This is a genomic window from Streptomyces sp. NPDC005181, from assembly GCF_040608395.1.
Taxonomy (GTDB): Bacteria; Actinomycetota; Actinomycetes; order Streptomycetales; family Streptomycetaceae; genus Streptomyces.
Window position 1 is genome coordinate 190593 of sequence record NZ_JBEXID010000002.1, and the last position, 19610, is coordinate 210202.

21 protein-coding genes and 2 pseudogenes are annotated in these 19610 nt (G+C 67.2%); 5 read left to right on the forward strand and 18 right to left on the reverse strand.

Annotated features, from left to right (window positions below; genetic code table 11):
• The first annotated feature begins 238 nt into the window (after positions 1-238).
• The 4 genes from ABZV38_RS02800 to ABZV38_RS02815 are packed head-to-tail and all read left to right on the forward strand — an operon-like array spanning position 239 to position 9168.
• Positions 239-3415, forward strand: a complete 3177-nt coding sequence (locus tag ABZV38_RS02800) for a helicase-related protein (protein ID WP_356323819.1) — start codon at positions 239-241, stop codon at positions 3413-3415.
• Complete coding sequence (locus ABZV38_RS02805) at positions 3412-4188, forward strand: DUF4391 domain-containing protein (protein ID WP_356323821.1); 777 nt, start codon at positions 3412-3414, stop codon at positions 4186-4188. Before ABZV38_RS02800 ends, ABZV38_RS02805 begins: the two co-directional genes overlap by 4 nt.
• A gap of 4 nt (positions 4189-4192) precedes the next feature.
• The gene (locus ABZV38_RS02810) at positions 4193-6190 is read left to right on the forward strand and encodes a site-specific DNA-methyltransferase (protein ID WP_356323823.1); all 1998 of its coding nucleotides are present in this window, start codon (positions 4193-4195) and stop codon (positions 6188-6190) included.
• A gap of 14 nt (positions 6191-6204) precedes the next feature.
• Positions 6205-9168: a DEAD/DEAH box helicase family protein gene (locus tag ABZV38_RS02815; protein ID WP_356323825.1), complete on the forward strand. Its 2964-nt coding sequence runs from the start codon at positions 6205-6207 to the stop codon at positions 9166-9168.
• Positions 9169-9322: 154 nt separating this feature from the next.
• Here the strand turns inward: ABZV38_RS02815 and ABZV38_RS02820 are convergent, their stop codons facing one another.
• The 6 genes from ABZV38_RS02820 to ABZV38_RS02845 form a co-directional block, all read right to left on the reverse strand.
• Positions 9323-9502 carry a hypothetical protein gene (locus ABZV38_RS02820; protein WP_356323828.1) on the reverse strand — a complete coding sequence of 60 codons (180 nt, stop codon included), beginning with the start codon at positions 9500-9502 and terminating at the stop codon, positions 9323-9325.
• Between the two features lie 85 nt (positions 9503-9587).
• A complete protein-coding gene (locus ABZV38_RS02825) occupies positions 9588-9824 on the reverse strand; it encodes a MarR family transcriptional regulator (protein ID WP_356323830.1) in 237 nt (78 codons plus the stop codon).
• 104 nt (positions 9825-9928) lie between these two features.
• Positions 9929-10258, reverse strand: coding sequence for an esterase (locus ABZV38_RS02830; RefSeq protein WP_356323831.1), 330 nt, complete (start codon positions 10256-10258; stop codon positions 9929-9931).
• A gap of 92 nt (positions 10259-10350) precedes the next feature.
• Positions 10351-10563 (reverse strand): hypothetical protein, encoded by a 213-nt coding sequence (locus ABZV38_RS02835; RefSeq protein WP_215127616.1) that lies wholly within the window; start codon positions 10561-10563, stop codon positions 10351-10353.
• A 53-nt stretch (positions 10564-10616) separates the two neighbouring features.
• A complete protein-coding gene (locus ABZV38_RS02840; RefSeq protein WP_356323833.1) occupies positions 10617-10889 on the reverse strand; it encodes a hypothetical protein in 273 nt (90 codons plus the stop codon).
• A gap of 105 nt (positions 10890-10994) precedes the next feature.
• Positions 10995-11342: a DUF317 domain-containing protein gene (locus tag ABZV38_RS02845; RefSeq protein WP_356323835.1), complete on the reverse strand. Its 348-nt coding sequence runs from the start codon at positions 11340-11342 to the stop codon at positions 10995-10997.
• A 220-nt stretch (positions 11343-11562) separates the two neighbouring features.
• Between ABZV38_RS02845 and ABZV38_RS02850 the strand changes: the two genes are divergently transcribed.
• Positions 11563-11835, forward strand: coding sequence for a hypothetical protein (locus ABZV38_RS02850; protein WP_356323837.1), 273 nt, complete (start codon positions 11563-11565; stop codon positions 11833-11835).
• A gap of 4 nt (positions 11836-11839) precedes the next feature.
• Here ABZV38_RS02850 and ABZV38_RS02855 read toward each other — a convergent pair whose 3' ends face one another.
• The 12 genes and pseudogenes from ABZV38_RS02855 to ABZV38_RS02910 form a co-directional block, all read right to left on the reverse strand.
• Positions 11840-12328 carry a hypothetical protein gene (locus ABZV38_RS02855; RefSeq protein ID WP_356323839.1) on the reverse strand — a complete coding sequence of 163 codons (489 nt, stop codon included), beginning with the start codon at positions 12326-12328 and terminating at the stop codon, positions 11840-11842.
• 72 nt (positions 12329-12400) lie between these two features.
• The gene (locus ABZV38_RS02860; RefSeq protein WP_356323841.1) at positions 12401-13345 is read right to left on the reverse strand and encodes a DUF317 domain-containing protein; all 945 of its coding nucleotides are present in this window, start codon (positions 13343-13345) and stop codon (positions 12401-12403) included.
• A gap of 122 nt (positions 13346-13467) precedes the next feature.
• Positions 13468-14298, reverse strand: coding sequence for a winged helix-turn-helix transcriptional regulator (locus tag ABZV38_RS02865; protein WP_356323843.1), 831 nt, complete (start codon positions 14296-14298; stop codon positions 13468-13470).
• A gap of 49 nt (positions 14299-14347) precedes the next feature.
• Positions 14348-14890 (reverse strand): hypothetical protein, encoded by a 543-nt coding sequence (locus ABZV38_RS02870; protein WP_356323845.1) that lies wholly within the window; start codon positions 14888-14890, stop codon positions 14348-14350.
• A gap of 24 nt (positions 14891-14914) precedes the next feature.
• Positions 14915-15757, reverse strand: coding sequence for a large ATP-binding protein (locus ABZV38_RS02875; protein WP_356323847.1), 843 nt, complete (start codon positions 15755-15757; stop codon positions 14915-14917).
• The gene (locus ABZV38_RS02880) at positions 15754-16422 is read right to left on the reverse strand and encodes a hypothetical protein (protein WP_356323849.1); all 669 of its coding nucleotides are present in this window, start codon (positions 16420-16422) and stop codon (positions 15754-15756) included. The genes ABZV38_RS02875 and ABZV38_RS02880 overlap by 4 nt, the downstream gene beginning before the upstream one ends.
• A complete protein-coding gene (locus ABZV38_RS02885; RefSeq protein WP_356323851.1) occupies positions 16419-16907 on the reverse strand; it encodes a hypothetical protein in 489 nt (162 codons plus the stop codon). Before ABZV38_RS02885 ends, ABZV38_RS02880 begins: the two co-directional genes overlap by 4 nt.
• Positions 16904-17671: a glycosyl hydrolase gene (locus tag ABZV38_RS02890; RefSeq protein ID WP_356323853.1), complete on the reverse strand. Its 768-nt coding sequence runs from the start codon at positions 17669-17671 to the stop codon at positions 16904-16906. The genes ABZV38_RS02885 and ABZV38_RS02890 overlap by 4 nt, the downstream gene beginning before the upstream one ends.
• The gene (locus tag ABZV38_RS02895) at positions 17668-18258 is read right to left on the reverse strand and encodes a DUF4913 domain-containing protein (RefSeq protein ID WP_356323855.1); all 591 of its coding nucleotides are present in this window, start codon (positions 18256-18258) and stop codon (positions 17668-17670) included. Before ABZV38_RS02895 ends, ABZV38_RS02890 begins: the two co-directional genes overlap by 4 nt.
• A gap of 153 nt (positions 18259-18411) precedes the next feature.
• A complete protein-coding gene (locus tag ABZV38_RS02900) occupies positions 18412-18915 on the reverse strand; it encodes a hypothetical protein (RefSeq protein WP_356323925.1) in 504 nt (167 codons plus the stop codon).
• A gap of 117 nt (positions 18916-19032) precedes the next feature.
• A pseudogene (locus ABZV38_RS02905) lies at positions 19033-19311 on the reverse strand (DNA cytosine methyltransferase); the annotation flags it as partial.
• 115 nt (positions 19312-19426) lie between these two features.
• Positions 19427-19609: pseudogene (locus tag ABZV38_RS02910) on the reverse strand (hypothetical protein); the annotation flags it as partial.
• Between the last annotated feature and the right edge of the window lies 1 nt (position 19610).

Below are 19610 nucleotides of genomic sequence, written 5' to 3' on the forward strand. Positions count from 1 at the left end.
GCGAAGGCGGGGCCGATGACAGCTCCGGGGTTCGCACGAGGCAGGGCCTCTCAGCCTGCCGAATTGGTCGCCCTTCACCAGCTGATCGGGAAAGATGCTGCGTAGCGTGCCGTTGGTCCGGAGTGGCGTGCGGACGGCAGGCGTTGTCGGTATGAGGCGGTACGTTCGAAGCAACTGAGAGCAGAGGGACACAGTGAGAATCGTCGGCAACCGTGGGGATGACCGGCTCATCGACCTGATGCGCCCGGCTCTCCTGCCAGGGGGCCGTCTTGATCTGGCCACGCAAGAACTCTCCCTCTTCGCGTTCGCCGAGCTTCGGGACCAGCTGTCCAAACTCGCCGGTGCGCGGGTGGTTCTGCCGAGCGAAGAGGCTGACCTCGGCTTGCTCGGAGGTGCGGGCGATCGAGCCGCTCGCAATCAGCTGCGTACCCGCTGGCTGGCCGGGCGCTGTGCGGATTGGCTGCAGGCCAGGGCCGAGGTCCGTTGGGCGGGCGGTGCGGTCCCGCAGGGCGCCATGGTGGTCCGTAACGTTGACGGTGAGCCGCAGCAGGCAGCTGCTGGGACGTTGTCCTTCAGTACGGCAGGCCTTGGGATCACTCCCGGCAACAGGATGAGCCTGGTCCATGCGTCCGAGGGCAGGACCGAGAGCGCGGATCTCGCTACCTGGTTCGAAGACGCGTGGTCCCAGTCGTCGGGGGAATCGGGTGCACCGTCCGAGCTCGGCGAACGGCTGCGCGAGCTGGCCACCTACCGGGACCCCGCGCGGATCTACCACCTCGTGCTGCACCATCTCTTCAGCGCGACGGGGGGAGAACTCGACGAGGACAAGATCGTGGATGCCAGGACGGGCATCCGGGACACCGTGGTGTGGAACAAGCTCTACAAGTTCCAGCGCGACGGCGTTGTCGGAGCGATCGACAAGCTCAACCGGTATGGCGGGTGCGTCATTGCCGACAGCGTCGGCCTGGGCAAGACGTTCGAAGCGCTGGCTGTGATCAAATACCACGAGTTGCGCAATGACCGTGTCCTGGTGCTCTGTCCCAAACGGTTGCGTGACAACTGGACCGTCTACGCAGCCAACGACCGCCGTAACATCCTTGCAGCCGATCGCTTCCATTACGACGTCCTCAACCACACCGACCTCTCCCGGGAGCGGGGCCAGTCCGGCGACATCGACCTCGCTCACCTCAACTGGGGAAACTACGACCTCGTCGTTATCGACGAGTCACACAACTTCCGTAACGCCAACTCCCCCAAGCAGGGCGGGGAGACCCGATACGACCGACTGATGCGCCAGGTCTTCCAGGAGGGCGTCAAGACCCGGGTGTTGATGTTGTCGGCGACACCGGTGAACAACCGGCTCGCTGATCTGCGCAACCAGATCGCCTTCGCAACCGAGGGCGACGACGCCGCGCTTGCCGGCAGTGGCATCGCGAGCATCGCCGCCACGACACGCCGCGCCCAACGCCAGTTCAACACGTGGCAGGACCTCGATCCGCAGGAGCGCAGCCCCGCGCGGCTGATCGACATGCTCGGCTTCGACTACTTCGCACTGCTCGATCTGGTCACCATCGCCCGGTCGCGCAGGCACGTGGAGAAGTACTACGGCACCAGCGAGACGGGTCGTTTCCCGGAACGGCGCAAGCCCGTCAACGTCAAGGCGGACGTCGACATTCTCGGGGAATTCCAGTCGATCAAGGAACTTAACGACGAGATCCGCCGGCTGCGGCTGGCTGCCTACGCACCGATGCAGTACGTCCTGCCCGCAAAGCGCGCGGAGTACGAAGAGCGCTACAGCACCAAATTGTCCAGCGGCAAGGGGAGCTTCAACCAGGCGGACCGGGAGAACAGTCTGGTCAATCTGCTGCGCGTCAACGTGCTCAAGCGCCTTGAGAGTTCGATCGAGTCGTTTCGGCTGACGGTCGGGCGCCAGCTGCGCGACGTCGAGTCCCTCCTGGCCGCCATCGCGCACCAGGACGGCTCCCTGGGCTCGCCCGAGATCGCGGACATCGACATCGATGACCCGGCCTATGAGGGCCTCCTCATCGGCAAGAAGGTCAAGGTGCTGCTCACGGACGTGGACCTGCGCCGTTGGAGTCAGGACCTCACGGAGGACCGCAATCGGCTCGCACGCCTTCTCGATGATGCGGAGAAGGTCGGCGCGGACCGAGACGCGAAGCTCGCAGAGCTGAAGACCATGATCGCCGACAAGACCCGGAACCCGATCAACGAGGGCAACCAGAAGATCATCGTCTTCACCGCCTTCGCGGACACGGCCAAGTATCTCTACCAGCACCTGGCCGCCTGGGCTCAGGACGAGCTGGGCATCGAGACCGGACTTGTTACCGGAGCGGGCGGCAACAAGGTGACCTTGCCCAAGCTCCCCAGGGACCTGTCGGCGATCCTGTCCGCGTTCTCCCCACGTTCGAAGGAACGGCCGACGGACCTTGGAAGTGAGGGCGAACTGGATCTGCTGATCGCCACGGACTGCATCTCCGAGGGGCAGAACCTGCAGGACTGCGACTGGCTGGTCAACTATGACATCCACTGGAATCCGGTCCGGATCATCCAGCGTTTCGGCCGCATCGACCGCCTCGGTTCGTCCAACGAGAGCATCCAGCTCGTCAACTTCTGGCCGCAGCTGGAGCTGGAGGAGTACATCAACCTGGAACAGCGGGTCAGCGGGCGCATGGTTCTGCTCGATATCTCTGCCACAGGCGAGGAGAACATGATCACCGCCGAGGGCGGTAATGCGATGAACGACCTCGAGTACCGGCGTACCCAGCTGCTCAAGCTCCAGGACTCGGTTCTGGATCTGGAGGACCTGTCCACCGGCGTCTCCATCGCAGACCTCACACTGACCGACTTTCGGGTCGACCTGTCGGACTACAGCAAGGCGCATCCGCAGGTACTGGAGCAGGAACCATTCGGCGCGCACGCCGTGACCACCGCTGACGCGGTAGGCGACGTGCCGCCGGGGATCATCTTCTGTTTGCGGGCGGAGGGCAAGGCTGCAGAGCGGGCCAGCCAATCTGGGGACCCGCTCGCGCCTCACCATCTGGTCCATGTGGGGGAGGACGGCGCGGTGCTGCTGACGCACAGCCAGGCGAAGCATGTCCTGGACCGCCTGCGCAAGGCCGGGGCTGGGCAGGACGTGTCTGACGTGGATGCTTGTGCGCGATATGACGCTGTCACCCGAAAGGGGGCGGAGATGCGCGTAGCGCGCAGGGCGCTCGCAGCGGCTGTGAGTTCCATCACAGGGAAGGTGGAGGAGCGGGCGATTGACAGTCTGTTCAGCATGGAGGGGACGCACGCGCTGGCGGGTGGGTTCGCCGGAGTCGATGACTTCGAGGTGATGGCGTTCCTGGTCGTGCTGCCGGGTGCTGCCGGAACAGGCGAGGGGAAATCGGCGTGAGAACTGATGAGGTGGTCGAGGCGCTGCGGCTTCCTCAGGAGTGCTTGCGCGATGTGCGCGTACCCAAGGGCAAGCTGGTGGAGCAGGGAGGCTTCACGGCGGCGGACCAGCGCCGACTGAGGGACTGCATCGAGGAGTTGCGGTGGGTCGCGGTCGTCAAGCCCACGGTGGTGGGTATTCGCGGACATGACGACGGCGTGCGGTGTGTGCCGGAGCTCCAGGTCATGACTCTGGAGCTGCGCGCGGGGGCTGCGGCAGCGCGGGTGAACGAGTTGGTCCACCGGGTCTTCCCGCTCCCGCTGATTCTGGTGACCGCAACGGACTCAGAGGAAGGGTCAGGTCCGATCGTCTCCATGGCGCTCAAACGGCTGTCGCAGGGGCAGACGGAGCGAGCCGTGCTCGACGGCGAGGTGCTGTCCGCGCAGCTCGCGGCATCCGGGCCGGAGACCTCGGAGCTGGAACGGATGTTCCTGCGCGAACTCGCGATGGGCAAGCAGCCGCAGACGGATCTCTTGGCCCTCTACCAAGGGTGGATGGACCACGTACTGGCGCTCCTCGCCGCGCGGGTGACCGGTGTTTTCAAGGCATCCGGCACGGTTGAGCAGGCGCAGGAACGGCGGAGCGCGCTGGAGGAGGTGAGCAAGCTGGAACTGGACCTCGCCAGGCTGCGCAGCGAGGCCCGGAAGGAGAGACGGACCTCCAGACAGGTCGATCTGAACTTGGAGATTAAGCGCCTACAGGCCAGGCTGGTCGCGGCGAAGAGCAAGTTGTAGTCGGATGAGCGGGACAGCAGAGAGCGGGATGACGATGGAGCGGGTTCAGCCGGGCGACGCGGAGACGCATTCGATGGACGTCGTGGCGGGCAACGTCGAGCAGCTGAAGGCGCTCTTTCCTGATGCCTTCACTGAAGGGAAGATCGACTTCGAGGTGCTCAAGCAGCTGCTCGGCGGCGAGGTCGAGGAGCGGGAGGAGAAGTACGGCCTCAGCTGGCACGGCAAGCGCCGCGCCCGCCAGATCGCACTGACCCCGAGCGCTGGGACGCTGCGGCCCTGCCCGCAGGAGAGCGTGGACTGGGATACCACACAGAACCTGATGATCGAGGGAGACAACCTCGAGGTGCTGAAGCTCCTACAGAAGAGCTACGCCGGCAAGGTGAAGCTGATCTACATCGACCCGCCGTATAACACCGGCAAGGATTTTGTGTATGCAGATGATTTTCGCGACAGCATTCACAATTACCTGAAAATGACGGGGCAGGTTGGTGGTGATGGCATTCAGGTTTCCAGCAACTCTGAGTCGTCTGGACGATTTCACACTGACTGGCTTGATATGGTGTACCCGCGACTGAAGCTGGCACGAAATCTCTTGCGAAATGATGGGGCTATCTTTATTTCCATCGACTCCACCGAAGTGGCTAATCTTCGACTGGTTTGCGACGAAATTTTCGGCGGCGAGTGTTTCGTTATTGATTTGATCTGGAAGAAGCGTGACGGCGCGCCGAATGATCGGACCATTGGATCGGTTCATGACCATATCTTGGTCTATGGAAAGAGTGTTGCTCGGGAATCCCTGCGGACCGCCGCAGAGGAGAGCTTTAATTTGATGCCTCGGACAAGTAAGGCAGACTCCTACTATCAGGTCTATCGCGAGCCGGACGGCCCTGATTCGCGTGGACCTTTTCGAAAGATTGACACTACGGCAAATGCCAAGGGTGGCCGTGATGTGAAGTCCCTCCACTATGGGGTCACTAATCCACACACGGGGCAGGTCGTATTCCCGCGCGAGGGGACTTGCTGGAGGCACTCGGAGGAGGAGATGGGTCGACTTCAAGCAGACTCGCGCCTATATTGGGGTGTTAGTGGTACGGCGACTACGCCCATGCGCAAGCTGTTTATGTCGGAGGCTAAGGATGGAATGACGACTCCATCAATCCTTCCAGAGATGCCTTTTAATCAGCATGCTGCTCGTGAGCTCGAGGTAATCTATGGGAGGAAGTCGGTATTCGACACTCCGAAGCCTGTGGATCTGCTGCGGCTGCTAACGCGGATTGGAAGTTCTCCGGGAGATATTGTACTCGACTTCTTTGCGGGCTCGGGGAGCTTGGGAGAGGCCGTGATGCGAGCAAATTCCGAAGGCCTGGGTGGTCGGCGATTTATCCTCGTGCAGCTCCCGGAGCGTCTTGATTCAAATAATGGAAGCCAGAAACCGGCGGTGGAGTTTTGCGACTCCATCGGTAAGGCGCATAGCGTCGCGGAGTTGACTAAGGAGCGCCTCCGAAGGGCATCTGCTTCCATTGCCAAGGAGACTTCTTCGACAAATGGGGATATTGGCATGCGGGTATACAAGCTCGATGCCTCCAACATCCGCCCTTGGAACGCCACCCCGGAGAACCTCGAGCAGGAAACTCTCGACAGTGTCGATAACATCCTCCCTGGCCGCAGTGAGCAGGACGTGCTCTTCGAGCTGCTGTTGCACCTTGGCCTGGATCTGTGCGTGCCTATAGAGACACACGTGATCGGCGGCAAGGACGTTCACGCCATTGGCGGTGGCGTGCTCTTCGCCTGCCTGCCGGAGAAGATCACATCAGGTGACGTTGAAGCCATCGCGCACGGGATTATCGACTGGCACAAGGAGCTCGACCCGGTCGGCGAGACGAAGGTGTATTTCCGCGACAGCGCTTTCACCAGCGACGAGGCCAAGGCCAATATCGTCGCTATCCTGGAGCAGTACAGCGAGCCGGAGTCGCAGGTCAAGATGATCGTGCGCAGTCTCTAGTGGGAGGGCGGGACATGAAGCTGCATTTCAGTGCCGAGCTCGAACACCAGCGGCAGGCGTGGGAGGCCGTCTGCGGCCTCTTTCGTGGCCAGGAGACTTGCCGCAGCGAGTTCACGGTCAGCACCGCCGCAGCCGTTGACACGCTCTTCGCCGCCGAGAGCGACCTCGGTATCGGCAATCGCCTGGCTCTGCTCCCGGACGAGCTGCTTAAGAACCTGCGTGCCGTGCAGCTGGAGAACCAGCTGCCTCAGTCCACTGCTGTGGATCCGCATGACCTCAACTTCACCGTGGAGATGGAGACCGGCACCGGGAAGACCTACGTCTACCTGCGGACCATCTACGAGCTGCACCGACGGTACGGATTCACCAAGTTCGTCATCGTCGTCCCCTCCGTCGCGATCAAGGAGGGTGTCTACAAGTCCCTCCAGATCATGGAGGACCACTTCAAGAATCTCTACGACGGAACCCACGTCAATTACTTCCTCTACGACTCCACCCGGCTCGGCGACGTCCGTAACTACGCCACGAGTGCAGACGTCCAAGTGATGATCGCGACGGTCGGCGCGATCAACAAGAAAGACACCGCCCGCATCTACAAGGACAGTGAGCAGATCGGCGGCGAGCGGCCGATCGATCTGATCAGGGCAACGAACCCGATCCTGATCGTCGACGAGCCACAGAGCGTCGACGGTGGCCTACAGGGCGCCGGCAAGCAGGCGCTCGCGGAGATGAACCCGCTCTGCACGCTGCGCTACTCGGCCACTCACGTGGATAAGCACCACATGGTGCACCGGCTGGACGCGATCGACGCCTTCGAGCAGAAGCTGGTCAAGCAGATCGAGATCGCTGGCGGGACTGTCGAGGGCGCACACAGTCGCCCTTACGTCCGCCTGCTGTCCGTCAAGAGTCCGCGCAACGTCTTCAGCGCGCAGATCGAGGTCGACGCGCTGACCCCCGGTGGCATCCGCCGGGTGAAGAAGACGGTGCAGCCCAATGACTTGCTCCGCGACATCACCGAGCGCGATATCTACGAGGGCCTCCAGGTCGGAGAGATCCGCACCGCCACCGGCTCGAAGTTCATGCAGCTCCATGGCGGCGGCGTGGACAAGTACCTGAAGGAGGGCGAGACCCATGGCGATGTGGACCCTCGAGAGATGGTGCGCCAGCTCATCAACCGCACCATCCGCGAGCACCTGAACAAGGAGCTGGTCCTTCGCCCCAAGGGCCTCAAGGTGCTCAGCCTCTTCTTCATCGACAAGGTTGACCACTACCGTCAGTACGACGCGCAGGGGGACCCGGTTAAGGGCGACTACGCCCTGATCTTCGAGGAGGAGTACCGGCGGCTCGCCGCGCACCCCGACTACCAGACCCTCTTCGAAGGGGTCGACCTGCGGTCCACAGCCGAACAGGTGCACAACGGCTACTTCTCCGTTGACAAGAAGGGCGTCTGGAAGGACACCAGCGAGCGCGGCCGGGACGGCTCCGACGCCGAGAGCGCCTACAACCTGATCATGAAGGAGAAGGAGCGGCTGCTCAGCCTCGACGAGCCCCTCAAATTCCTCTTCTCCCACTCCGCACTCCGTGAGGGCTGGGACAACCCGAACGTGTTCCAGATCTGCAGCCTGCGCGAGATGAGCACCGAGCGCCAGCGCCGCCAGACCATCGGACGCGGTCTGCGCCTGGCCGTGAACCAGTCAGGCGAGCGCGTACAGGGCTTCGACGTCAACACGCTCACCGTCGTGGCCACCGAGAGCTTCGAACAGTTCGCAGCTGAACTGCAGTCAGAGATCGAGCAGGAGACCGACATCCGCTTCGGCCGGGTCGAGCCTCACCTGTTCGCCGGCATCGCCGTCGCCGCCCCTGACGGCAGTCTGTCGAGCCTTGGATCCGAGCAGTCACAGAAGATCTACGACCATCTCTTGGCCCAGGGCTACCTCAGTCCCGCCGGAAAGATCCAGGATGCACTGCGTGTCGCGCTCGCGGAGGAGACGTTCGAGCTGCCTCCGGAATTCGCCGCACTGACCGCCCAGGTCGCGGAGCTACTGCACAAGCGCGCCAGCGGGCTGCCGATCAAGAACGCGGACAAGAAGAAGACCGTCAAAACGCGGAAGGCCGTACTGGACAGCCCGGAGTTCAAGGAACTCTGGGAGCGCATCAAGTACCGGACCACGTACCGGGTGAGCTTCTCCACGGAGAGCCTCATTGAGGACTGCGCCGAAGCTTTGAAGGAGGCACCGCCCATCCCGTCGGCCCGCCTCCAGTGGGTCAAGGCCAAACTGGTGATAAGCGATGTCGGGATCACCGCGACCGAAGCGTCCGCGTCGGCCCCCGTCGTGCTGAACGACACAGATATCCCGCTGCCCGACATCCTGAGCGAGCTGCACAACCGTACCCAGCTGACGCGCCGGACCATCCAGCGGATCCTCGTCGAGAGTGGGCGGCTGGCCGACTTCCGCAGGAACCCGCAGCAGTTCATCGATGAGGCAGCCACCGCCATCAACCACTGCAAGCAGCAGTTGCTAGTGAAGGGCGTCAAGTATGAGCGGACCAGCGATGGTGCCTACTACGCGCAGGAGCGTTTCGAACTGAAGGAGCTGATGGGGTACCTCGACAAGAACCTGCGGGAGAACACGCTCAAGAGCGTGTACGAGGACGTCGTGTACGACTCCGAGAACGAGAGGAAGTTCATCGACCGACTCGAAGAGCCGCACAATGACGTCAAGGTCTACGCCAAGCTCCCCGACTGGTTCAAGATCCCCACTCCGCTCGGCACCTACAACCCCGACTGGGCGATCGTGCGCAACTCCTCCGAGGGCGAACGCCTGTACTTCGTGATAGAGACCAAGAGCACCCAGCAGGCTGGCCTGCTCCGTCCCGCGGAGAAGGGGAAGACCAGGTGCGGGGCGAAGCACTTCCAAGCCCTTAAGAGCGGGGTGAGTTACCTGGTCGTCGACGACTTCGACCAGGTCTTCGGATAGTTGGTCTCATAGCGCGCTGGGGTCGCCCGTCATACCTTCCTAGGTCAGGCTCGTGATGGAACGTGCGCTGGGCTTGCTGGTCGGGCGAGCGAAGCGCCCAAAGCCGAGGAGCGCCACCGGCACGTCGGTGGCGCTCCTCGGTTGTGCAGGGTAGTCAGCCGCGGTTGCTGTGTTTGGGCAGCTCGCCCCGGAGGTCGCAGCCAGGGCACTCATCCTCGCCCTGCACATGGCCCTCGTACCAGCCGTGAACGGCTGCGTGGAGGATCGCCTCCTCCACCGAGGCTTCGCCGCTGCGGACCGATGCGATGGCGTTGGCGACGACCACCCGGAGCACGGCGCTGTTGGGCGAGGGAACGGCGGGGACGGCATCGGCGAGTCGGTCGTCATGGCCGCAGCCTACGGGCGGACCCGACCGCCGGTCAGCCGGATGCGGTGCCGTCGTGCTGAGCGGTGCCGTGCAGGTCGCTACGGAACCCCCGGCCGACGGGCTGCCAGCCCTGGAAGGTAGCGGGCCTCCAGCGCGGCCGGTCCGGCACGCTGGTGTCGTCGGGCTCCGGCAGACTGCCCCGGCTCTTGCGGCTCCGGGCTGCTCGGACGCTGATACCCAGGTGAGCGGCGACCTCCGGATACCCCCAGAGCTGCTGGTCGTCGGCCATCGTGTTCTCCTCGTTTGTCGGTGACGAGCGTACGCAACGCGCGGCTGGGCGCACGGCAAGGCCGCCCCTGCCTGATCGGCACGGGGCGGCCTTTGCGGTTGCGGTCACACCTTGGCGAGGCGATTGGAGAGGTCGAGGGCGGCGGTGGCCACCGCGAGGGCGGCGCACAGGCCGCGTACCTCGTGGATGGTCGGGCGGACCAGGTGCGGCCAGTCGTCGGGTGCGGCGGGCCAGGAGGCGAGATGGACCTCGGTGTTGGCTAGCCCGAGGTGGGCGGTGACGTCCCAGCCCGACAGGGAGGCGGGTTCCCAGTGAAGGCGGATGCGTCCGAGAGGGAGTCTGGGGGTGTCGGCCGGGAGCCAGGAGACGTCGAGTGGTCCGTTGGGCAGGGCGGAGACGCGGTGGACGAGTGCGCCGCGCACTCCGGACGGCATGGGTCGCAGGGCGAGGCCGTGCAGCGGGCGGGCGGTGCAAGTGTGGAGTCGCGGTGAGATGAGGGCCTCCTGTCGGAGTCGGTGCGCCGGGGTCAGGCCCAGGCGAGGGCGCCGCGGACTGCTGGCGGGAGGTAGTCCTCCTGGCCGTCGTCGGCGATGAACGCGACGCCGTCGCGCACGACGACGTCGGTGCCGAGGTAGTGGGTGAATGGCCAGTCGGGGTTGACGGCGAGGCGGATCGGCAGGTTGGGGTCGAGGTTCTGGAGCTGGCGGAGCAGGTGGCCGACGGTCAGGTAGTGGGGCACGGGAACCTCCGGGAGCGGGTCCGGTTGGGCGAAGCAGGGTTGTTGTTGGAGCGTCAGTGGGCGTCGAGGCGGAGCAGGTCGCGCAGGACCTTCGGGCCGGTCGCCTCCGGCTTGGGATGGCTGGCGAGGTGCCGCCTGCGGGACTCGTTGACGTAGCCCTTGCCGGGGTTCGTCATCTGCCAGTCACCGCAGGAGCAGACGGCCTGGGAGTAGGTGCGGCCGGGGCAGTCGGGGTGGAGCGGCTTGGCGGAGCTGGTGTGCTTGTGGTCCGCCGGGCAGTTGGTGCCGTCGGCGTGGTGGTTGGTCAGCGGGGCGCGGAAGGTCAAGACGCGTTCCTCTCGGTGGTCAGGGACGGTCGGCTCGATGAATGAGTCGATCAGCGGGGGTGCGGTGTGTGCGGCGGCCGGGAGGGTGTCCCGGCCGCCGCACGGTCAGCGGGAGGGGGTGGCGACGAGGGCGGCGATGAATCCGGCGACGGCCTCGGCGGGGGTGTAGAGGCCGAATTCCTGGACCCAGGGCTCGGCGTCGGCGGGGACCACCCGGACCTGCCAGACGATGCCCCGCTTCCAGGCGGCGGTGTCCTCGGGGAGCCAGCCGACGTAGACGCGGCCGTCCGGGCTGGTGCAGAGCACGTTGACTTCCGGGGTGTCGACCATCGCCCAGCCGAGCGCCCCGAGAAGTTCGAGCACCGGGCCCGCGCAGTGGTCGCTGGAGAGCCAGGCGCGCTCCTCCACGGCGGGGCAGACGACAGCGGGCAGGAGGGTACTGGAGGCGCTCACGACTAGACGTTCCCTTCGTTGACCTGCGACTTTTCCCGACGCCCGTACGTTGACATGCGGTGTGCCGAAGTACGTAGTCGTTTCCCGGAAGGTGGTGTCTGCCGTGGGCGAACTGGCCGTCGGGAGCGTTGTTCCGACGGGCCGGGGAATGGACCGGCGAGGGCGGTTGTCGTAACTGGGTTGCGATGCAAGGCCGTACGAAGCCGAAAGGGGAGAAGACGTGGCGGAGGCGAGCAGACACTGGGACGGAGCAGGGCTGGAGCGCAAGATCCGGGCGGCCGGGCGGCCGTGGACGGTGGGTGACATCGCGATGGTCGCCGACGGCCAGTGGGCCGTGCGTACGAAGCCCGACACCGAGGAGAAGCGCGACGGGGAAGCCGTGGCGGAGCACCGGATCGCGGATGGGCGGCGCGTCGAGCTGACGGTGGAGGAGCTGGCCCGCGCGGTGGGCTCCCGGTTCGGGGAAGCCCACCGCGACGAAGACACGGACTGAGCAGTTAGCGGCGCGGCCCGGTCGCGGCCACCGTCGGACCGACAGCGGCCGACGGAGCGGGCTGGTCGGGTGGTTGGCCCAGGGCGCGCGGTGCGTGCGCCGAGCGGGCGACAGCGGCCTGGGCCAAGCGAACCGCCGGTGCGCGGGCCGCTGTTGCGGCGGCTTCGCGGGCTTCTATCACGTGGCTGATCGCCTGCAGGGCGGTCCGGCTCTCGGCCTGCGCGACCCGCAGGTCCACCGCCGAGCTCGTGATCCGCTCCAGGTCGTAGAAGGCCGGCACATGGCCGGGCCGGGTGAGGGCGTGCAAGCGGTCCTGGTGGACGGCGACCGTGTTGTTCGAGACGATGAGGGTCGATCGGATATGCATCGCCGAGCGCAGGAGAGGGTCCTCGGCGGGGCGGCGGACCGCGAGGGACTCCAGAGCTTCGATAGGGCGGCCCCAGGCTTTCTCGATCATGGCCGTGGCCTGGTCGAGCGCGGTGGTGTCGGGCATGGCGGAACTCCCGGCATTCGGAGGTGCTGCTTCGGTCAGAGGTGATGCCCCGGAAGGCCCGGAGCCCAGGGGTCAGCGGCTGTGCCGCGGGGCCGACGGGCTGGCCAGAGGCCGGGCCCCGAGAGTGTGCGCGGACGTGCTCGACCGGTTCTGTGCCGAAGTCGCCGTGCGGCTGCGGGCGGCCATGACCCGGAGGTCGGCGGCTGTCTGCGGAGCGCGTGCAGCGCGGTGGACGGCCTGGGCGACAGCGGTGCGGCGCACGTCGAGTGGGGTCGGAGCCCGAGAGATCTGGGGGACGGTTGGGCCGACGGGGGTGAGCGTGATCAGGTGCTCCACCTTGCGATCGAGCTGATGCCGCTCACGCAGCACCGGGGCTGAATCGGTCATGGCGGCTGCCGTCGCGGCGATCAAGTGGGACGGGGTGCGGGCTGTGAAGACCGCCTCCGCGCGAGTGCCCCATCCTGGTGGACCGGCCCACAGCGTGACGGTTTCGTCGTCCCAGTCAGAGAGACGGTTGTCGATCAGGACGCCTGCTTGTCCGTCAGGGGCGATGATCTCGACGGTGCCGCGCTTGGCCCCGCCGTCGCGGGTCCAGCCAGCATCGGTCAGCGGCCGGACGGCGTCGGCCCAGTACAACGACGGGCTCGCCAGAAAACGCCCGTTGCCGTCAGCGGCGTCGGCTTCGGCGTAGTCGTGGGCCAGAGCGGTGGTGAGACCGGCGACGATCTCCGCCGGGGTGACATGGTTGAAGGTTGCCGTCCAGCGGGGTGCGGAGACGGCGTCCTCGGCTGCGGTGATCTTCCACAGCTCGAAGTCGTCGCCGAACCAGCCGATACGAATCCTCTGGTCGGGCGAGGTAACAAGGAGCTGGCAGGGACCCTCGTCGAGATAGTGGTGCGGCCAGCGGGCGACGGGGGCGAAGCCAGCGTCTCCGGTCCCGTTGGATTCGGCCAGGTACATGGGGCTGACCAGTACCTCCTGGTAGGGATGCTGGTCGTAGGGCTGCTGGGTGCTCATAGTCGAGGCTCCGGGGGCGTAAGGAGGGGAACGCGCCCGCGTGCGCAGCGGAACGAGCTGCTTGAAGGCACGCGGGCTTCGTGGCAACCGGGAGACGCGGCTCGCTCTCAGTGCCACGCCGATCACCGGCCCTGAGAGGGGGCGGACCGGGCAGTGACGGCCGCCGGCACCCGCGGCTGCGGGGCGTGGCTGAAGAGGGAGCTCGGCGCGGCGGTGCTCCGACGCAGAGCCGCTGCGGTACGGATGCCGTCCGACCCCAGCGGGATGCCGGTGTGGGTGCGCGTGGCCGCCGCGACCGGGGCAGCGGCGGGACGCGGCGTGGCGACGGGGTTGCTCCAGCGCTCGACGGCTGTGTAGACCGGGCCCAGCGCCCGCCCGGCATCGGTCAGCACGTACGGATCGCCGCGGCGCGATCCGGTGCGGGTGACCAGGCCGTCGAGCTGAAGCCGCATCAGCCGCTGCCGGGTGAAGCCGTTGTCCAGCCCGGCCTCCTCGGCGATGCGGACGAACCGCATGGGCCCGCCCGCGTCGAGGACCTGGATCACGGCGGTCGAGTGGCGAAGGTGCAGCCGGCGCACGGCGTCCTCGACGCGCTCTGCACCGGCCACCTTGCCGAGCGGCAGGTTCGCCTGGGACCAGTCGGACAAGGCCCCGTGCACCGAGGACAGTGAGTTGCCGAACCCGCTGAGCTGGTACGGGGCACCGTGCCGATCACCGGCTCGGGTCACCAGCCCGTCAGCGTGCATCTGAGCCAGCCGCTTGCCGACGAACTGCTCGCTGACGAAGGGGAGCCGGGCGGCGACATCACGCACACGCATGGGGCCGCCCTGCTGGGCCAGGGTCTGCGCCGACCAGTTGGTCCACTTCGGCGCTATCAGAGAAAGCGCGTCCTCGACGCGCTGCGCGTCGACGGAGCCGATCTGGGAGGTTGCGGGCTGTACGGGGATGGACATGGCGGTAACTCCGTTATGACGAAGGGTGAATCGGGCGCCGGGGCGTGGGTCAGTGAGGGCCGCGCTCGGCGCGAAGACGCTGGAGCACGGTGCCGAGGCGGCGGTTGCTGACGTGGATGCCTCGGTCGCGCAGGCCCCGTCGCAGGGCTTCGCGGTTGAGCCGGGGCAGACGGGCGGCGACCTGGCGGGCGATGGCCATGAGGTCCTCATCGCCGGGCGCGGGTCCGGTTCGCCGAGCCGAAGGCCGGCGGGCGGCAGGCTGGTCAAGCAGGAGGCGGACGTCCAGCAGGTCCCACACCGCCTCGGCTTCCGACTGCTCCTGGCGTTCGAGGTCCACGACTTCGGCCGCGTACTGCAGCACGAGCTCGTCGAGGGCGTGCTCGCCGGAGCGGCAGCGCTGCCAGGCCGCGTCGAGGTTGCGGCGGGCGGCACGGGCCTGGGCGTTTGTCTCGGCCAGACCACCGAGCCGCCGCAGCACGATCGGCAGAACGGGATCGCCCGAACCGCCATGGGCGCCGTGGCGCTGGAGGTCCTCCAGCGGGCGGCCGTACCGGTGCTCGACCAAGCGGCGGGTGTTGATCGCGGTGGACATGGGGGACGTCCTTTCCAGGGGGAATCAGCGGGAACGGGAAGGCTTGGTGGCCGCGCTTGTCGCGGGTGCGACAGCCGAATCGGCGACGACGACGGAGATCGCCGCAGTGTCGCTGCGGCTGAGTGCGGCGGATACGCGTGACGTGGCCGTACGTGCATCTCGAAGGGCCGCCTCGCCCTGCGGCGTGAGCGAGAGGAGCTGTCCAGGCCGGTACAGCCCCTCGCTGGTGTCCTGGTCCAACAGCCCGGCCGTGACCAGTCGCTGGACGGTTTCGGGCCAGATCTCCGGGTTGGGGCGTTGGCCCCGTCCGTCGGAGAGATAGATGTAGCCGTAGGCCCCGCTCCGGTGGAATCGAAGCCCGCCCGCCTCCACGGCTTCAAGGGCTCGGAGCTGGCGACCACCCGCGATGGCCCAGTTGTCGTCCCGCCCCGGCGCCTGCTCAGGGCCTCCCAGGCCCAGGCCCAGGCTCTGGCGCGGTGCGTTCGAGGCTGGCGCGGTGTCGGACTCGGGCAGAAGGCGGCGGTACGTGGACATGGCCCGAGTCAGTTGCTCGTACGCCGCACCCCGGCGGGCGACGAGCAGCTCGATCTGTGGGCCCGTGGTGCGCAGGATGCCGTACCAGCCGCGCATGCCGGCGTGGTCGCCCCGCCCTATGGGCTCAAGAAGCTCGATTGCGGACTGGGCGGCGCGGGCCAGTTCGCCGTGCAACTCGTCGACATCGCGAGCGGCTTCGGCGACCATCCTGCCGACGAGGTGAATCGGGTCGCGGGGCGGATGGTCGTCGCTCAACGCCCAGGAGTTCTCGACACCGAACTCCTCGGCGACCAAGTGCGCGCCGGGCCGCTTCGCCATGTCATGGGGGTTCATTCGGCCGCCTCCATCCGGGCGAGCAGGGAGCGCACCAGGGTGGGCAGGCTGTCGGGGCCCTCGCCGAACCAGACGTGGTCGGTCGACTCGCCGAGGACGTACGCGGCGTCTTCGAGTAGGCCGCTGGAGATCTCCATGCAGGCGTCGGTGATCCGGGAGGCGGCGAGGAGGGACTGCGAGAGCACCTCGACGTAGTCGCCGGGGCTCAGGTCGGCAGCCTCAGCGGCTGTACGGATGGCGGCCAGTTCCAGCGCGCTGAACGCGAAGTCGAACTCGTCGTCCTGCGCCGCCGGTGACGGCGCGGCGAAGGCCGGGTCCGGCGGCTCGGCGGGGATGCCGACGCGCGTGCAGATCTGGTCCACGGAGGCGGTCAGCTCAGCGAGGGACTCGGTGAGCCAGCCGAGCGCGGAGGCGTAGGACGCCAGGGTGAACAGACCGGCAGGGGTGGAGGGAAGCGGCTCCTCGATGACGAACCCTTCGAGCCGGTCGTTCAACTCGCAGACCACCCGGGGTCCGGCGGACAGCGCGCCGAGGACGGGATGCAAGTAGGAGCGGCTGGCAGCGGTGGGGTACTCGGTGGTCAGGACCCCGGAGACGCTCTGTGCGGCGTCGGTGAGCAGCGCGGCCAGTTCGGCGCGGGCCACGGGCGTACGGTCGGCGGTCATCGCTGCGGGGCCTTTCGGGAGGCGGCGGGCGCGGTGGGGCTGGCTGCCGCCGGTGCGGTGGCCGCGAGGGACGCGGCGTGGTCGACCGCGTGGGGGGATCGCGATCGGGCTGCCTGGACTCGCGCTTCGGTCGCCGGGTCCATGTCGGCGAGCCGGCCGAGGCCCGTGCGGTTGGTGCGGAGCTGGGCCGTGCGGTAGACCGCGTAGTCCTCCCGGGCCCCGGCCGCGACGAGGTAGATCTCGCGCTTGTGGGTCGAGGTGAGCGGGGCCGGGCGGAACTGGATGACCATCCGGTAGGAGACGGCCGGGTCGATGTAGACCTTGTGGAAGCCTGCGAGGCGGCCGGTCAGCGGCAGACAGTCGTCGCTGCCGTGGACCAGGTTCTGCAGCTCCAGCAGCGCCAGGTCGCGGATGTCGGCAGGGAGTTCACGCAGGTCCGCGATGGCATCCGGGTGCGCGGCGAAGGCGAAGCGGGCGCGGCTCACATCGACCTCCCAGGGCTCGGGCGCTGGGCGGTTCCTGTCGACGGCGCGTTGCCCGTGTCGAGGCCGGCATTCGGGATCGCGGAGGCGCCCGCTGACCGAGCGAGGGCGGCGCGGGTCAGCCGGGCGGCTGCCTCACCGCGGTAATCCGGTGGCTGCGGCAGCGGACTGCTGCGGTCTTCCAGCCAGTGCAGGGTGGCGGCCTCATCGGCGAAGGAGCCCTCGCGCATCGTGTACGTGTGGGCGTCGTGGTTCCCCTCTTCGAGGAAGACACGAATCGGTGCCTGAGCGGCGCTGGAGTCACGGGTCAATGTCCACGTCTCGCACGGGGCGAAGTCCGAGGTCCAGCTGTCGAGGACTTTGTAGCGAGAGCCTGACTCCCGGATCTGCTGCTCGATCCAGAGGGTGAGATCGTCGGCGGGTTTCAGGGAGTCCCCGCCGGTCTGGGCGATCTGCTCGGGCGGGCAGCCATGGTCGATCAGCCAGTTCTGGGCGAAGGCCAGACCGGCGTGGTTCGCGGTCTCGAAGGTGAACGTGCGCTCGCGTAGATCCCGCGTGATCTTGATGGCAACGAGCTGTGGTTCGCCGGGGACGCCCCAGGTCACCGACCCGTCGTGGGCGACGAGGTAGCTGTGCGACCCGTTCGGGGTGGTGTGGTGCTCGGCCAGCACGGTCAGGTCTCCGGCCCAGACGCTGCTCTCGGCGAGTTCGGAGGCGGCGTCGATGGGTTCGAAGTCGTCGAGGCGGAAGTCGAGTTCGGTGGTCACTGGGTGGCTCCCGCCAGCTCGGGCGCCGGGGTGGCCAGTACGCGGTGGTTGGGCCGGGTTGGGCTCGTCGTGCATGCGGCGAAGGGGCCGTCGGGGGCACGGAGATGGACCAGGGCCTGGTCAAGGTGGTCGCGGTGCCACGTTGAGGGACCGGACAGGCCGGCCTCGGCGTCAGTGAGCTGCTGCCACGCGAGCCAGAGCGCGTGCAGCCGGGCCACAGCCTCGGGATGCTGGTGCCACTGGTCGCACCACGGGCGGGTGGTGCTGATCTCTCGTCCGTAGACGGGCAGGAACAGGTAGTTCACCCAGTCGCTGAGCGCGGCCAGTTCGACGGCGTACGCCTCGCCGCCCAGGGCGAGGATGAACACCGAGGCCGGGACGTCGGCCTTGTCGGCGTCGGCCGTGTCCGCGGTGGGGGCGTCGGCGGTGGACTGAGGGGTGGCGACGGGCTCGGAGCCGAGGCGGTCGAGGATGACACCGTGCTGGCGTACCTCCGACATGGTCTTGGCGAGGGTGCTGGCGAGATCGTCGAGATCGCCGTCGGGAACACGGAACGGCTCGGGGGCGGCCTTGCTGGGGTCGGGCATAGCGGATCCAAGGGAGTGAGCGAGCAGGGCGGGGGCGAGGTGCGGCGCGCTCTTCTGGAGGTCATGGCGTTGCTCCGTTCGCAGGTCGGCATAGGCAAGAGGATGCGGAGATTCCGCGATTTGGTACGGCCGGAGAAAGGCAGTAGTGCAGCGCTACGGCGCGGTGCAGCGTGGGCAGCGCGGGAAGGACGGTGCCAGCAACTGCACGGCGCGGGCGGCCTGTTGGGGGACCACGCCGTTGCCGAGCGCGGTGAGCTGAGCCGGTCGGCCGAGTCCCGGAGTGGCGGTCACCCAGCCAGGGGCCAGGCCCTGCATCCACTCCACGAAGTCGGCGCGCAGGCGTCCGGCAGCGTCGGTGGGCGGCGGAGCGGGGCGGGTGAGGTTCTCCCATCGGCCGATTGCGGAGGCGTACGCTCCCCATCGCCCGTCGATTCCCCAGCTTCCAGGGTCGCCTCCGCCCACAGCGGCAGGACCACCACCGACTGGGGCGAGCGCCAGCTCTTGCTCGGACGGCGGACAGGAGTGCCGGTGTCGTTCGCCCTCGGGGTGGGCAGCAGCGATGCTGCCGCGCTCGGCAGCGTCATGTCCCCGTTGCCGTGCCGCTGGTTCGGCGAGCCCTTGGTCCCGTCCGATGCCTTCGGCGTGGGCAGCAGCCACTCGACTTCGTCGGCCAGGTTCGGGCCGTGGCCGCCGCTCTTCCGCTTCGACGGGTGCTGGGAGCCGCCGTTCTTCCCGATGTTGCTCGTCGGGGTCTTGAACAGGGTGCTCGGCGGGCCAGGCGGTGAGGAAGGTCCGCTCGCGGCGATGGGGGGCTCCGACGTCGGAGGCACGAAGCACGAACCACCTCGCGTCGTACCGGAGATCGGCCAGGGAGCCGAGTACGGCACCAAGTGCCCGCACAGGAGGCTGGGTTGGGTCGTCTCCCAGACACCACGGGCAGAATTCCACGTCGCCAGGGGAACCGGCGGGCGAGGTGAGGAGACCTCGGACATTCTCGATCACGACCAAGCAGGGGCGGAGGGCTTCGACCGCACGGGCGACGTGCAGCCACAGCCCCGAGCGGGTGTGGGGGTTGAGTCCGGCCCTGCGGCCGGCGACGGAGACGTCTTTGACAGGGGAAGCCGGCCGTCAGGACACACACCCGAGGCACATCGGCCCAGTTGACGGTGGTGATGTCCTGCAGATTGGGCACACCGGGCCAGTGCCGGGCCAGGATGCGCGCGGCGTCGGGGTTGATCTCGGCGTGCCAGGCCAGGGTGCCGCCGAGGACGGTCTGGACCCCGAGGTCCAGACCGCCGTAACCCGAGCAGAGCGAGCCGATCAACGGCCCTCGCGCGGTGGTGGTCTCCATG

Coding starts and splice junctions, on each gene's coding strand:
- ABZV38_RS02860 (WP_356323841.1), bottom strand. CDS start 13,345: ATGAGCACCCAGCAGCCCTACGACCAGCATCCCTACCAGGAGGTACTG.
- ABZV38_RS02800 (WP_356323819.1), top strand. CDS start 239: ATGCGCCCGGCTCTCCTGCCAGGGGGCCGTCTTGATCTGGCCACGCAA.
- ABZV38_RS02875 (WP_356323847.1), bottom strand. CDS start 15,757: ATGAACCCCCATGACATGGCGAAGCGGCCCGGCGCGCACTTGGTCGCC.
- ABZV38_RS02870 (WP_356323845.1), bottom strand. CDS start 14,890: ATGTCCACCGCGATCAACACCCGCCGCTTGGTCGAGCACCGGTACGGC.
- ABZV38_RS02830 (WP_356323831.1), bottom strand. CDS start 10,258: ATGCCGTCCGGAGTGCGCGGCGCACTCGTCCACCGCGTCTCCGCCCTG.
- ABZV38_RS02865 (WP_356323843.1), bottom strand. CDS start 14,298: ATGTCCATCCCCGTACAGCCCGCAACCTCCCAGATCGGCTCCGTCGAC.
- ABZV38_RS02895 (WP_356323855.1), bottom strand. CDS start 18,258: ATGCCCGACCCCAGCAAGGCCGCCCCCGAGCCGTTCCGTGTTCCCGAC.
- ABZV38_RS02810 (WP_356323823.1), top strand. CDS start 4,193: ATGAGCGGGACAGCAGAGAGCGGGATGACGATGGAGCGGGTTCAGCCG.
- ABZV38_RS02855 (WP_356323839.1), bottom strand. CDS start 12,328: ATGCCCGACACCACCGCGCTCGACCAGGCCACGGCCATGATCGAGAAA.
- ABZV38_RS02825 (WP_356323830.1), bottom strand. CDS start 9,824: ATGGCCGACGACCAGCAGCTCTGGGGGTATCCGGAGGTCGCCGCTCAC.
- ABZV38_RS02815 (WP_356323825.1), top strand. CDS start 6,205: ATGAAGCTGCATTTCAGTGCCGAGCTCGAACACCAGCGGCAGGCGTGG.
- ABZV38_RS02880 (WP_356323849.1), bottom strand. CDS start 16,422: ATGACCGCCGACCGTACGCCCGTGGCCCGCGCCGAACTGGCCGCGCTG.